Origin of the sequence: Streptomyces torulosus (assembly GCF_001419765.1) — a bacterium.
Lineage (GTDB): Bacteria > Actinomycetota > Actinomycetes > Streptomycetales > Streptomycetaceae > Streptomyces > Streptomyces torulosus.
The window spans coordinates 1-13,123 of record NZ_LIRK01000317.1 but is presented as its reverse complement, the minus strand read 5'-3'; the positions used below and the strand labels follow the sequence as shown (position 1 = coordinate 13,123).

Below are 13,123 nucleotides of genomic sequence, written 5' to 3'. Positions count from 1 at the left end.
GACCTGGTGGTGGGGCGGCGGGTCACGGGTGAGGTGATCGGGGTCGATCCGGACCGGGGTGAGGTGCGGATGTCGACGGCGGCCACCCGACACCCGCTGCTCTGGCGGTTTCTGAAGGGGCTTCGGGCCGGGCGGGTGCTGAGCGGCACGGTCGCCTCGATCGAGAGCTTCGGCGTGTTCGTGGCGCTGGACGAGGGGTCGGCGCATCCGATCCACCCCGGCGTCGGGTTCGTCACCTTCCCCGAGCTCTCCTGGCGGTACTTCGAGGACCCCTCCGACGTCGTACGGGTCGGGGAGCGGGTGTCCGGCGCGTTCCTGTACTTCGACACCAGCAACGGCGAGGCGCGGCTGTCCTTGCGGGCGCTGCTGCCGGACCCGTTCCAGGAGTTCGCCGACGCGGTCGCGGTGGGGCAGGTGCTGCGCGGGCGGGTCACCAAGGCGGTCCCGTTCGGGGTGTTCGTCGAGGTCGCCGACGGCGTCCAGGGGCTCGTCCGGCCGACCGGGCCCACGGCGGAGCGCCCGGCGGCTCCCGAGGGGGTCGGGGCGGAGGGGGAGGAGGTGACGGTGGCCGTCGTCGAGGTCGACCGGGAGCGGCGGACGCTTCTGCTGTCCCGGGTGCGGGCGCCGGGCGAGCCGGATGGCGCACCCGGCTCCGGGCGGCCGCCTACTCGGCGGTGACGACGCGTTCGACCGCGGCGGTCACCAGTTGCTCCCGCTCGGCCTCCGAGAAGACGTCGGGGAGGGTGAGCTGTTCGACGATCAGCCAGTTCAGGGTGAGCATGAGGAGCTTGACGGCCATGGCGTCGCCGGGGAGGCCGGACGCCTCGTGGTAGGCGACGTTGGCGTCGACGTCCGCGCGGACGCGTTCGGTGAGGACCTTGCGCAGCTCGGGGCGGCGGGTCGCCTCCAGGCGGAGTTCGAGCAGTGCGAGGTAGCCGGTGCGGAAGGAGGCGATCCGGCCGACGAGTTCGCGCATCAGCTCCACGTACGTCTCCCGGTCGCGGCCGGCGGCCCGCTGGCGGGCGATGGTGGCCTCGTCGGGCTGGAGCCGCTCGTAGACGCGGGCGCCGGCCTGGGTGAGGAGGTCGTCGCGGTTGGCGAAGTAGTTGGACGCGGTGCCGCCCGGGACGGCGGCCTCGGCGTCCACCGCGCGGAAGGTGAGGCCGCGGGCGCCTTCCCTGGCCAGGACCTCGATCGCCGCGTCGACGAGGGCGGCGCGGCGCTGGTCGTTCCGTCTCACCATTCACACCACTCCGTGCGTAGTACTACGTGCGGGACGCTTCCAGCAGAGTACTGCCCGGGAGGGGCGTGCTGTGCCTGTGGGCCACCGGGTACCTAGTCGGCCGTGTCCGGCGCCTCGGCCGCCGCCGGTGTCGCGTCTGCCGCCGACGCCCCGGCCGCCCCCGCTGTCGGCTCGAACCCCTCCACGCCCGCCACGAAATGGTCGAACTCCCCTGCCTGGACCCCCAGGACGAACGCGTCCCACTTGCGGCGGTTGGTGGTGACGACGACCTCGGGGGCGCTGGTCTCGCGGATGTAGACGGGGGCCTCCGGGTCGTCCTCGCCGTCCCCCTCGCCGAAGGCCAGCTCGAACCAGGGGCCGGGGCCGGTGGCGCCCTCGGGGGCCGCGCGGATCCAGTCGAGGTCCGGGGGGATGTCGGACATGACGGGTTCTCCTTGTGGACGAAGGGGACGGAGTGCCGTGAGTGATCATTCCTAAGAAGGAGGGCCGCCTCTACACTTACCGTCGGCGGACTCGCGGGCGGTGAGGGGCGGTTGACGGTGCGTAAGGCATGGATCGTGGTGATCTCCGCTGTCGGCGCCGGACTCGCTTTCGTCATGGTGCTGGTCGTCGGTGTCTATCTGGTCGCCGGGAACCTCGCCAACGGGGTCGGCGGAAAAGCCGTCGGACTGGCCAAGGGTGCCGTACCCGCGGCGTACCAGCCGCTCGTGCAGAAATGGGGCAATCTGTGCGACGCCATCAATCCGGCGTTGCTGGCGGCCCAGCTGTACCAGGAGAGCGGGTTCAACCCGAAGGCGCAGAGCCCCGCCGCGGCCCAGGGGATCGCGCAATTCATTCCGGGGACGTGGGCGACACACGGGCTGGACGGTGACGGGGACGGCGACCGTGACGTCTGGGACCCGAATGACGCGATTCCATCGGCCGCCTCGTACGACTGCAAGCTCGCCTCGTACGTGAAGGACGTACCCGGAGATCCGACCGCGAACATGCTCGCTTCCTACAACGCGGGCGCGTACGCCGTCATCAAGTACGGGGGCGTCCCGCCGTACAAGGAGACCCAGAACTACGTCAAGACGATCACGACGCTGTCGGAGAGCTTCGCCGCGCCCACGAGCCGCGTCGATCCGAGCGAGCAGGCGGCGGGCGCCATCGCGTACGCCCAGAAGAAGCTCGGCACGCTCTACCTCTGGGGCGGCAACGGCACCGCTGACCAGGGTGGACGCTTCGACTGCTCGGGGCTGACGAAGGCGGCGTACGCGAGCGTGGGGATCACGCTGCCCCGCGTCGCGAACGATCAGTACAACGCCGGGCCGCACCCCTCGCGGGACGAACTGCTGCCGGGTGATCTCGTCTTCTTCTCCGACGACCTCACCAACTCCCGCGCCATTCGGCACGTCGGGATTTATGTGGGGGGCGGATATATGATCAACGCCCCGCGGCCGGGTGCGGTCATCCGGTTCGACCCGATTGACACCCCCGACTACTTCGGGGCCACCCGGGTCACCGAAGATGGCGCGAAAGCGCTGCCCAAGACCGTCTGACGGGTCCGTAATTCTCCGTGAACGCCTGCCCTGAGCTGCGGCGACGCGTCTCTCTTCGATAACGTCTGAGTGATCATTCAGTGGAGGGTGGAACGCATTGGAGAGAAGTGTGCGTTCCTATTTGACGTAGCGCGTTGACGCCTACGGACACCACGGGGGTGGCAACAGCGCGGCGCACGTACGGGTGCGGTCGCGAGAACGATGACGAAAGGGCCGCAGCACGATGGCTGGACTCGCCGCGCATGCCGCACTTGCCGCTGATTCCGGATCCAATCCCGACGTCGAGCTGCTCTACGACATCAATGGCCTGGCCAAGGACGCCCCGACCTGGCTCGACCGGGTGATGGAGTTCGTCGGCGAGTACGGCCTGCTGTTCGCCATGGTGCTGCTGATCCTTTGGTGCTGGTGGGGCGTGCGCAAGCGCGGCGGCGAGGACGCGGCCTCGTCCGTGGCCGCGCTGGTGTGGGCGCCGCTGGCCGCCGGTGTCGCCGTACTGATCAACGTGCCGATACGGGGGTTCGTCGAGCGGCCCCGGCCCTTCCTCGACCACGAGGGGCTGGAGGTGCTCGTCTCCGGCAAGACCGACTACTCCTTCGTGAGCGATCACGCGACCCTGATCATGGCGATGGCGGTCGGACTCTTCGTCGCCAACCGGAAGTTCGGCCTGATCGGCCTCGTCATCGGCCTCCTCGGCGGCTTCATCCGGGTCTACATGGGCGTGCACTACCCGACCGACGTGATCGGCGGCTTCGCGCTCGGCACCGCCGTCGCCCTGCTGCTCTCGCCGCTCGCCATGGCGCTGCTGACGCCATTGATGACGGCGATCGAACGGTCGCCCCGCGTGGGGTGGCTCGTCCGGGCGCGCGGGCGTGACGGTCAGCGCGCGGTGATCCCGGGCGCGCGGGTCGAGACGTCCTCCACGGAGGAGCGGGACCTGGCGGCGTAGCCGCGACCGCCCGGCCCGACACCACCCGACGGCCCCCTCACCGCATGCTGGTGAGGGGGCCGTCGTCATGGGGCCGCCGCGGCCCCCGGTGAGCGCTACAGCGCCTGCGGGAAGGTGAAGAAGCGGTTCGGGTCGTACTTCTTCTTCAGGGTGGTCAGCCGGCCGGCCGCGTCCCCGTAGTACGCCTTCCTCCAGTCCGTGAGGGTGGGGTCGGTGTAGTTCTGGTAGGCGGCGCCGGAGGCGTGGCGGGACATCGACTTGTGGGCGCCGTCCAGCCAGGACTGGGCGGCCGTGCCGGAGGTGCCGGGCTTCCAGGAGGCGATGTACTGGGCCAGCATCCGCGAGCGGCGGTGGACGAAGGCCGTCGCCGTCGGCGAGACACGGTTCACCTGGCCGCCGAGCGCGGTGAGGGCGATGCTGCCGGCGCCGCCCTTCACGCCGGTGATCCGGGTCAGCAAGGTCTGGATGCCCGCCGAGGAGATCGAACGGTCGAAGAAGTCCGAGCGGGCGGCGTACGTCTCGCGGCCCAGCTTGCCCTTGGGTGAGCGGCCGGGCGTCGTGCCGGGCAGATGGCACTGGGCGTCCTCGGCGAAGGACCCGCAGCCCGCGTAGCCCTCCATGGCGTCCTCGTACGTACGGCGCTTGAGGGAGACGCTGCGGGCCGGGGCGCCCACCCGGTCGGCGAGCCGGTCGACGGCGTTCTGGAGCTCGCCGTAGGTGCCGAGGGAGAAGGCGGCGACGGAGACGGTCGGGGTGCCGCCGGCCGACTTCGCGATGTGGCAGGACGACCAGATCTCGTCGGCCTGGGTGGGCCCCCACTCCTGCCACGCCTTCAGGACGGCGGCGGCCCTGGACCAGGGCCAGGTGAGGTACGCGGTGACGCCGGGAGGGGCCGCGTGGGTCTTGAAGCGGAGTTCGGTGACCACGCCGAAGTTGCCGTTGCCGGCGCCGCGCAGGGCCCAGAAGAGGTCCTGGTTGGTGGTGGCGTTCGCCACCAGATGCTTGCCGTCCGCGGTGATGAGGGTGGCCTGGGTGAGGCTGTCGCAGGTCAGGCCGTAGGCGCGGGACGTCACGCCGTGGCCGCCGCCGAGGGTGAGGCCGGAGACGCCGACGGTGGGGCAGGAGCCGGCGGGGATGGTGACGCCCTTGGCGGCGAGGGCGCGGTAGACGTCGATGAGCTTCGCGCCGGCGCCGATCACGGCCTCGCCGCCGGAGGCGCCGACCTTGTTGAGCTTGGAGACGTCGACTATCAGCCGGCCGTTGCCGGAGGACCAGCCGGCGTAGGAGTGGCCGCCGTTGCGTATCGCGACCTTGAGATCGTGGGCCCTGGCGTAGGCGAGGGTGGTGCGGATGTCCTCGGGGTGGGCGACATAGGCGACGGCGGTGGGCTTCAGGGGGTCGAAGCGGGTGTTGTAGAGCTGGCGGGCCGTCGTCCAGGCCTTGTCGCCGGGGCGGACGAGTGGCCCGTCGAGGTCGCGGGCGAGGGCGGCCCAGTTGACCGCCGTGGGCTTCTTGCCCGCGCCGTGGGCCGTCGTGGTCGTCCGGAGGGAGGCGTTCGTGGCCGTGGCCGAGGCGTCGGAGCCGCCTCCGGAGTCGCAGGCCGAGGTGGTCAGTGCGGTGAGTGCGGCCGCACCGCCGCCGATGAACGTACGCCGTTCCATGTGCGCCTCCCGGTGCGCCGCGAGTTGGGGTCGTGAGACGAGACGGGGGTTGGTGGGGGTGGGGTTCCCTCCGCCGCCCGTGCCTTCGGGTGCCCACCGCATCGGGACGCCCTTGAGCTCGGGTGCCCCATGTCGTCGCGCGTGTGCGGGTCTGGGTGTTTCTCGCGCGGTTCCCCGCGTCCCTCGCCCCGTCCGGGTGGACGTGTCTGGTATGCGTGGAGTTTCCTTTTCTTTAGGATTTCTCCGCCCCTGAATTGCATAGATGCCGATCGACCCCGCACCGCAGGGTTGCAGTCCGAGTGGGTGTTCGGTCCAGAGGACGGTGGCTGCCGTAAGCATTCCGTTACCTCACCGCACTGTCGGCAGGGGTTCACTCGCCGTTCACTTCCGTCCATCGGCGGCTTCACCTGATCTGCCTAATTTCGGCCTTACCCGGTGCGGGATGTGGGCCGAGAACGCGGCCCCGCCTCCCGTGACGACAGCAGCCTGAGGGACATCGGTGCCCGCAAGAGCACTCCTGAGGCTGATACGACGACTTCGCACGCCGCCATGTGGACGGCGGCTCCTGGAAGGAACCCCCGAAAGTGAAGCTTCAGCGCAAGAACCGGCTGCGCGCCCTTTCTCTCGGTGCTGTCGCCGTCACCGGCGCCCTGACCCTGACGGCTTGTGGGTCGGACGACACGGGCGGCAGCAACGCGGGCGGCAGCACGGCGCCGGCCAACAGCAAGATCGACTGCGGCGACGCCAAGGGCCAGCTGCTGGCCGACGGCTCTTCCGCGCAGAAGAACGCCATCGACGCCTGGGTCAAGCAGTACACGGCCTCCTGCAAGAGCGTCCAGATCAACTACAAGGGCAGCGGTTCGGGCGCCGGTATCACCGCGTTCACCCAGGGGCAGGTCGCCTTCGCCGGTTCCGACTCCGCGCTGAAGCCGGAAGAGGTCACCGCCTCCAAGGAGGTCTGCAAGGGCGGTCAGGGCATCGACCTGCCGATGGTCGGGGGCCCGATCGCGGTCGGCTACAACGTCCCGGGCGTCGACAGCCTGGTCCTGGACGCCAAGACCCTCGCCCTGATCTTCGACAGCAAGATCACCAACTGGAACGACAAGGCCATCGCGGCGCTGAACCCCGACGCGAAGCTCCCCGACCTCAAGATCCAGCCGTACCACCGCTCGGACGAGTCCGGCACCACGGACAACTTCACCAAGTACCTGATCGCCGCCGCGCCCGACAACTGGAAGTACGAGGGCGGCAAGGCCTGGCAGGCCAAGGGCGGCCAGTCCGCGCAGGGCTCCTCCGGTGTCGCGCAGGGCGTGAAGGAGACCAAGGGCGCCATCTCCTACATGGAGCTCTCCTACGCCAAGGACGGCATGAGCACGGTCGACATCAAGACCGGCGCCACCGAGCCGGTCAAGGCGACCGTCGAGAACGCCACCAAGGCCATCTCCGAGGCCCAGGTCGTGGGCACCGGCAAGGACCTCGCGCTGAAGCTGAACTACACGCCGACCGCCGAGGGCGCCTACCCGATCACCCTCGTCACCTACGAGATCGTCTGTGACAAGGGCAACAAGGCGGACACCCTGCCCGCCACCAAGTCCTTCCTCACCTACATCGCCTCCGAGGACGGTCAGGGCCTGCTCGCCGACGCCGGCTACGCCCCGATGCCCGAGGAGATCATCACCAAGGTCCGCAGCACCATCTCGGGCCTGAGCTGACCTGAGTGCGGCCCAGCCCGACCGGGACTGGGCCGCACCGTCCGGTGCACCGCCGCCAGGAGCCGTTCCGCCACCGCGGACGGCTCCGCCCCGAGTCGCCGTCCGCACGACGACGGCTCCGCAGACCGGAGAACCTGATGGACATATCCACGACCAAAGACACACCACTCCCCTCCACACCGCCGCCCGCCGCGGAGGAGAAGCGCGCCGCCCGCGGCGCCACCCGCCCCGGCGACCGGATCTTCCTCGGCCTCTCCCGCGGCTCCGGCATCTTCCTGCTGACGATCATGGCGGCCATCGCCGTGTTCCTCAGCTACCGCGCCGTGCTCGCGATCGGCAAGGACGAGGGCAACTTCTTCACCACCTTCGAGTGGAACCCCACCGGCAACCCGCCGGTCTTCGGTATCGCGGTGCTGGCCTTCGGCACCATCGTGTCGTCGATCATCGCGATGGCCATCGCGGTCCCGGTCGCCGTCGGTATCGCCCTGTTCATCACGCACTACGCCCCCCGCAAGCTGGGCGGCCCCATCGCGTACGTGGTCGACCTGCTCGCCGCCGTGCCGTCCATCGTGTACGGCCTCTGGGGCGCCCTCGTGCTCGTCCCGCAGCTCGACGGTCTCTACGGCTGGCTGAACGACTACCTCGGCTGGACCGGCATCTTCGAATGGCAGGGTGGCGCGCCCCGTTCGATGCTCACCGTCGGCATCCTGCTCGCGATCATGATCCTGCCGATCATCACCAACGTGAGCCGCGAGGTCTTCCGCCAGGTCCCGCAGATGCACGAGGAGGCCGCGCTGGCCCTCGGCGCCACCCGCTGGGAGGTCATCCGCATGGCCGTCCTGCCCTTCGGGCGCTCCGGCGTCATCTCCGCCTCGATGCTCGGCCTCGGCCGCGCCCTCGGCGAGACGATGGCCGTCGCGATGGTTCTGTCCTCCAGCTTCGAGATCAACCTCAGCCTGCTCGACCCGGGTGGCGGCACCTTCGCCCAGAACATCGCCAGCAAGTTCAGCGAGGCCACCGAGATGGGCCGGGACGCGCTCATCGCCTCCGGTCTGGTCCTGTTCGTCATCACCCTGCTGGTCAACGGCGCGGCCCGCCTGATCATCGCCCGCCGCAAGGAGTTCTCGGGGGCCAACGCATGAGCAACGCAACTCTCTCCGGCAAGCGCCCCAGCACCCTGCGCGCCGCGTCCCTGCCCAAGTGGTTCTCCTGGGCGGTCGCCGCCGCCTCCGTCGCCCTGGGCCTCGGCGTCTCCGCCGCCCTGGGCCTGGAGAGCTCCATCCAGTGGGCCCTGATCGCAGGCGTCCTCTTCGTCGCCGGGACGTTCGGCATCGCCGCCCGCGTCGAGGGCAAGCGGCAGGCCAAGGACCGGGTCGCGACCAGCGTCGTCTGGGTCGCGTTCCTCCTCGCCGTCGCCCCGCTGGCCTCCCTCGTCTGGGAGACCGTCAGCCGCGGTGTGAAGGTCCTCGACATGTACTTCCTCACGCACTCGATGGGCGTGGTCGCCGACACCGAGCCCGGCGGCGGCATCTACCACGCCATCCTCGGCACCCTGGAGCAGGTCGGCCTCGCCACCCTGATCTCCGTGCCGATCGGTGTGCTGACCGCGATCTACCTCGTCGAGTACGGCCGCGGCAAGCTCGCCAAGGCCGTCACCTTCTTCGTCGACGTCATGACGGGTGTCCCGTCGATCGTCGCGGGCCTGTTCATCCTCAGTACCTGGATCCTGATCCTGGACATGGGCCCCTCCGGTTTCGCCGGCGCGATGGCGCTGACCATCCTGATGCTGCCGGTCGTCGTCCGCTCCACCGAGGAGATGCTCAAGCTCGTCCCGAACGAGCTGCGCGAGGCCTCGCTGGCGCTGGGCGTGCCGAAGTGGCGCACGATCCTCAAGGTGGTGCTCCCGACCGCGATCGGTGGTATCACGACCGGTGTGATGCTCGCGGTCGCCCGTATCGCCGGTGAGACCGCCCCGGTCCTGCTGCTGGTGTGGGGTTCGAACTTCATCAACACGAACCCCTTCTCCGACCCGCAGGCGTCGCTGCCGATGTACATCTACCTGCAGTACGCCAACAGCGGCGGCTCCGGAGCGGCGTACGACCGTGCGTGGGCGGCGGCCCTGACGCTCATCGCCTTCATCATGATCCTGAACCTGGCGGCCCGCGGCATCGCCCGCTGGAAGGCGCCGAAGTCCGGTCGCTGACGCGGCCACACAGCGACCAGATCCCCAGCGAATTCCCCGCGAATTCCTCGCGAAAGAAGCAGTGATTCACATGGCCAAGCGAATCGACGTCAGCGGCCTCAACGCCTATTACGGTTCCTTCCGGGCCATCGAGGACATCTCGATGACCGTCGAGCCCCGCACCGTGACGGCCTTCATCGGCCCCTCCGGCTGCGGCAAGTCCACCTTCCTGCGCACCCTGAACCGGATGCACGAGGTCACGCCGGGTGGCCGCGTCGAGGGTAAGGTCATGCTCGACGACGAGGACCTGTACGGCGCCGGGGTCGACCCGGTGTCGGTGCGGCGTGAGGTCGGCATGGTCTTCCAGCGCCCCAACCCGTTCCCGACGATGTCGATCTACGACAACGTGGCGGCCGGCCTGAAGCTCGTCGGCAGCAAGAAGAAGTCCGAGATGGACGACGTCGTCGAGAAGTCCCTCAAGGGCGCCAACCTCTGGAACGAGGTCAAGGACCGCCTGGGCAAGCCGGGCTCCGGCCTCTCCGGCGGTCAGCAGCAGCGGCTCTGCATCGCCCGGGCGATCGCGGTCGAGCCGAACGTGCTGCTCATGGACGAGCCCTGCTCGGCCCTGGACCCGATCTCCACGCTCGCCATCGAGGACCTCATCGGTGAGCTGAAGGAACGGTTCACGATCGTCATCGTGACGCACAACATGCAGCAGGCGGCGCGTGTCTCGGACCGTACGGCGTTCTTCAACCTGGCGGCCGTCGGGCAGCCGGGCAAGCTGATCGAGATCGACGACACCGAGCGGATCTTCTCCAACCCGTCGGTGCAGGCCACGGAGGACTACATCTCCGGCCGCTTCGGCTAGGCCGGCGCCCCGGCCGGAGGGAGCCGTCGTCCCGGCTTCCGTCCGGCCTCAAGAACCCCTCGTGGTGCTGCATGGCGGTGCCACCACGAGGTAGGTAAAGGGCCCGTCCCCCGGCTCCCGGGGGACGGGCCCGCGCCCTTTTCCGACGGTGTTCCCGTCAGAGGAACGCCAGGTTCACGATCCAGAAACTGGTCGCGGCGACGATGGCAGCCGCCGGCATGGTGATGAACCAGCCGAGGACGATGTTCTTGGCGACGCCCCAGCGGACCGCGTTCACCCGCTTGGTGGCGCCGACACCCATGATCGCCGAGGTGATGATGTGGGTCGTCGAGATGGGGGCCTTGAAGATGAAGGCCGTGATGAACATGATCGACGCGCCGGTGGTCTCGGCGGCGAAGCCCTGCGGCGGGTCGAGTTCGATGATCTTCCGGCCCAGGGTGCGCATGATGCGCCAGCCGCCCGCGTACGTGCCGAGGGACAGCATGACGGCACAGACGATCTTCACCCAGATCGGAATCGGGTCGCCGTAGTCCTCGACGTCCGCGATGACCAGGGCCATCACCACGATGCCCATCGTCTTCTGGGCGTCCTGAAGACCGTGGCCGAGGGCCATGCCGGCCGCCGACACGGTCTGCGCTATACGGAAGCCGTGCTTGGCCTTGTGCGGGTTGGCGCGGCGGAAGATCCACATGATCGCCGCCATCACCAGGTAGCCGACGACCAGGCCGACCACCGGGGAGACGAACATCGGGATGACGACCTTCTCCAGGACGCCGGACCAGTAGACCGTCGTACCGCCCGCGAGGGCCGCGCCCACCATGCCGCCGAACAGCGCGTGGCTGGAGGAGGACGGCAGGCCGAAGTACCAGGTGACGAGGTTCCAGGTGATCGCGCCGACCAGGGCGGCGAAGAGGATGCCCATCCCCTTCGAGCCCTCCGGCGTGGAGATCAGCCCCTCGCTGACCGTCTTGGCGACCCCGCTGCCCAGGAAGGCGCCCACGAGGTTCATGACCGCGGCCATGGCAAGGGCCGCGCGCGGGGTGAGAGCCCGGGTCGAGACCGAGGTCGCGATCGCGTTCGCGGAGTCGTGGAAGCCGTTGGTGTACGTGAAGAAGAGCGCGACCCCGATGGTCGCGACCAGAGCGAAGGTGTCCATGAAGGGCTCAGGACTCCTTGACCGCGATGGTCTCCACCGTGTTCGCCACGTGCTCGAAGGCGTCCGCCGCCTCCTCCAGCACATCCACGATCTGCTTGAGCTTCAGGACCTCGATGGCGTCGTACTTGCCGCTGAAGAGATGGGCGAGCAGCTTGCGGTGGATCTGGTCCGCCTGGTTCTCCAGTCGGTTCACCTCGATCCAGTACTCGGTGAGGTTGTCCATGGTGCGGAGGTTGGGCATCGCCTCGGCCGTCAGTTCGGCCGCACGTGACAGGACCTCGATCTGCTGCTCGACGCCCTTCGGGAGGTCCTCGATGCTGTAGAGGACGACCAGGTCGACGGCCTCCTCCATGAAGTCCATGATGTCGTCGAGGGACGACGCGAGGGAGTAGATGTCCTCGCGGTCGAACGGTGTGATGAACGAGGAGTTCAGCTGGTGGAAGATCGCATGGGTGGCATCGTCACCGGCGTGCTCGGCTGCCCGCATGCGCTCCGCGATCTCGGCCCGGGCAGACGGGTCCGCCCCGAGCAGTTCCATGAGGAGCTTCGAGCCCGTGACGATGTTGTCCGCGGAGGCGGCGAACATGTCGTAGAAGCTCGTCTCCCTGGGGGTCAGACGAAAGCGCACAAGGGGTCCTCGGGGTGCATCGGTTTCGGTCAGGCTGATGCTAAGTGCATCATCCGGCCACGGCTAATGGGCCGTCCCCCAGTGTCGCCCATCAGGCAACGGCGTCGACAGGGGGGCTGCCCGGAGGCCGTATACCCGCCAAAGTTCGATACGATATACCCAGTAGGGGTATATGTCTGGAGGACGCGATGACGACCACCGGGGCCGGCGCGGAAGCGCCCTCCGTCGCGGACGCCGTGGAGACGCCTGTCGTGACCGACCACGACCATGGAATCCATGGGTATCACCAGCAGAAGGGTGAGCATCTCAAGCGGCTGAGGCGCATCGAGGGTCAGATTCGAGGGCTCCAGCGGATGGTCGACGAGGACGTCTACTGCATCGACATACTCACGCAGGTCTCCGCCTCCACCAAGGCCCTGCAGTCCTTCGCGCTGCAACTGCTCGAGGAACACCTGCGGCACTGCGTCGCCGACGCGGCCCTCAAGGGGGGTGCCGAGGTCGACGCGAAGGTGGAGGAGGCCACGAAGGCCATCGGTCGGCTGCTGCGGACCTGAGCGCCGGCCCGGCCGCCCGGTGATCGAATTTCGGCCACCGCCGCGTGCTCGGGGGAGGGCTACGGGGCGTCCTGGGCGCGTTCCTCGCCCACGCGGAGGACTTCGTCGATGCGGTCGGGGCTGAGGCGGTCCCCGTCGGTGGCCGAGGCGGCGATGATCAGTTCACCGCAGAGCTCGATCTCGGCGAGGGCCACGTGGTCATGGACCGCCGTACCGCCTGCCGGAGCCACGCGCATCACCTCTTCTCCGCCGTCACCGACTTCCTAGGGTAGGCAGCGGCCCACAGGCCGCGCATGGCACCAACGGACCATTTCCGGCCCCGCACTTTCCCCGAGGGATTTCCACGACCAGAGGCCCGAGGCCCGGCCGGAACGGCCCTAGTCCTCCGCGATCTTCCCCGCGTAGATGTCCTCCGGCCGCGGCAGCCGTACGGCGACGTGGACGCCGAAGTCGTACAGCAGGGTCGTCGAGGCGACGGCCACCGTGTCCTGCTGCCGGCCGTTGACGAAGCTGAACCGGTGGCGGACCTTGCGGATCCGGCCCTCGTCGTCGAGGTACGCGTCGAAGGGGACCGTGGCGGTGGCGAACCCCCGGGCCGCGGCGCGCAGCGGGGCCCGGGGGTTCGCCACCGC

14 protein-coding genes and 1 pseudogene are annotated in these 13,123 nt (G+C 69.1%); 8 read left to right on the top strand and 7 right to left on the bottom strand.

Translation table 11 applies throughout. The features are described from left to right. On the top strand, window positions 1–678 hold a 678-nt coding region (locus tag AOK23_RS22115), incomplete at its 5' end, for a S1 RNA-binding domain-containing protein (protein ID WP_338056497.1). On the opposite strand, the gene AOK23_RS22110 is transcribed toward AOK23_RS22115, so the two are convergent. Together AOK23_RS22110 and AOK23_RS22105 are read right to left on the bottom strand one after the other, a co-directional pair. After that, the gene (locus AOK23_RS22110; RefSeq protein WP_055714423.1) at window positions 665–1,243 is read right to left on the bottom strand and encodes a TetR/AcrR family transcriptional regulator; all 579 of its coding nucleotides are present in this window, start codon (window positions 1,241–1,243) and stop codon (window positions 665–667) included. The two genes, AOK23_RS22115 and AOK23_RS22110, sit on opposite strands and share 14 nt — an antisense overlap. A gap of 92 nt (window positions 1,244–1,335) precedes the next feature. Beyond that, a complete protein-coding gene (locus AOK23_RS22105) occupies window positions 1,336–1,665 on the bottom strand; it encodes a hypothetical protein (RefSeq protein WP_055714422.1) in 330 nt (109 codons plus the stop codon). A 111-nt stretch (window positions 1,666–1,776) separates the two neighbouring features. Here AOK23_RS22105 and AOK23_RS22100 point away from each other — a divergent pair, with 111 nt between their 5' ends. Both AOK23_RS22100 and AOK23_RS22095 read left to right on the top strand, forming a co-directional pair. Next, window positions 1,777–2,784: a C40 family peptidase gene (locus tag AOK23_RS22100; protein ID WP_206336257.1), complete on the top strand. Its 1,008-nt coding sequence runs from the start codon at window positions 1,777–1,779 to the stop codon at window positions 2,782–2,784. A 223-nt stretch (window positions 2,785–3,007) separates the two neighbouring features. Next, window positions 3,008–3,730 (top strand): phosphatase PAP2 family protein, encoded by a 723-nt coding sequence (locus tag AOK23_RS22095; RefSeq protein ID WP_055714421.1) that lies wholly within the window; start codon window positions 3,008–3,010, stop codon window positions 3,728–3,730. A 95-nt stretch (window positions 3,731–3,825) separates the two neighbouring features. On the opposite strand, the gene AOK23_RS22090 is transcribed toward AOK23_RS22095, so the two are convergent. Then, window positions 3,826–5,391, bottom strand: coding sequence for an FAD-binding oxidoreductase (locus AOK23_RS22090; protein ID WP_055714420.1), 1,566 nt, complete (start codon window positions 5,389–5,391; stop codon window positions 3,826–3,828). Window positions 5,392–5,975: 584 nt separating this feature from the next. On the opposite strand from AOK23_RS22090, the gene pstS reads away from it, so the two are divergent. The 4 genes from pstS (at window position 5,976) to pstB (ending at window position 10,153) form a co-directional block, all read left to right on the top strand. Next, window positions 5,976–7,103: a phosphate ABC transporter substrate-binding protein PstS gene (gene pstS / locus AOK23_RS22085; protein ID WP_055714419.1), complete on the top strand. Its 1,128-nt coding sequence runs from the start codon at window positions 5,976–5,978 to the stop codon at window positions 7,101–7,103. Window positions 7,104–7,240: 137 nt separating this feature from the next. Next, on the top strand, window positions 7,241–8,245 hold the full coding sequence (gene pstC / locus AOK23_RS22080) for a phosphate ABC transporter permease subunit PstC (protein WP_055714418.1): 1,005 nt from the start codon (window positions 7,241–7,243) through the stop codon (window positions 8,243–8,245). Then, window positions 8,242–9,306, top strand: coding sequence for a phosphate ABC transporter permease PstA (pstA, locus tag AOK23_RS22075; RefSeq protein ID WP_055714417.1), 1,065 nt, complete (start codon window positions 8,242–8,244; stop codon window positions 9,304–9,306). Before pstC ends, pstA begins: the two co-directional genes overlap by 4 nt. A 70-nt stretch (window positions 9,307–9,376) precedes the next feature. Next, entirely contained in the window at window positions 9,377–10,153 is a 777-nt protein-coding gene (pstB, locus tag AOK23_RS22070; RefSeq protein ID WP_055714416.1) for a phosphate ABC transporter ATP-binding protein PstB, read from the top strand. A gap of 157 nt (window positions 10,154–10,310) precedes the next feature. Here pstB and AOK23_RS22065 read toward each other — a convergent pair whose 3' ends face one another. Beyond that, complete coding sequence (locus AOK23_RS22065) at window positions 10,311–11,309, bottom strand: inorganic phosphate transporter (RefSeq protein WP_055714415.1); 999 nt, start codon at window positions 11,307–11,309, stop codon at window positions 10,311–10,313. A gap of 7 nt (window positions 11,310–11,316) precedes the next feature. Beyond that, complete coding sequence (locus AOK23_RS22060; protein WP_055714414.1) at window positions 11,317–11,937, bottom strand: DUF47 domain-containing protein; 621 nt, start codon at window positions 11,935–11,937, stop codon at window positions 11,317–11,319. A gap of 188 nt (window positions 11,938–12,125) precedes the next feature. Here AOK23_RS22060 and AOK23_RS22055 point away from each other — a divergent pair, with 188 nt between their 5' ends. After that, on the top strand, window positions 12,126–12,491 hold the full coding sequence (locus AOK23_RS22055; RefSeq protein WP_055714413.1) for a metal-sensitive transcriptional regulator: 366 nt from the start codon (window positions 12,126–12,128) through the stop codon (window positions 12,489–12,491). 59 nt (window positions 12,492–12,550) lie between these two features. Here AOK23_RS22055 and AOK23_RS48505 read toward each other — a convergent pair whose 3' ends face one another. Further along, window positions 12,551–12,721 carry a hypothetical protein gene (locus AOK23_RS48505; protein ID WP_167738840.1) on the bottom strand — a complete coding sequence of 57 codons (171 nt, stop codon included), beginning with the start codon at window positions 12,719–12,721 and terminating at the stop codon, window positions 12,551–12,553. A gap of 147 nt (window positions 12,722–12,868) precedes the next feature. Next, window positions 12,869–13,123, bottom strand: a pseudogene (locus tag AOK23_RS22050) (hypothetical protein); the annotation flags it as partial.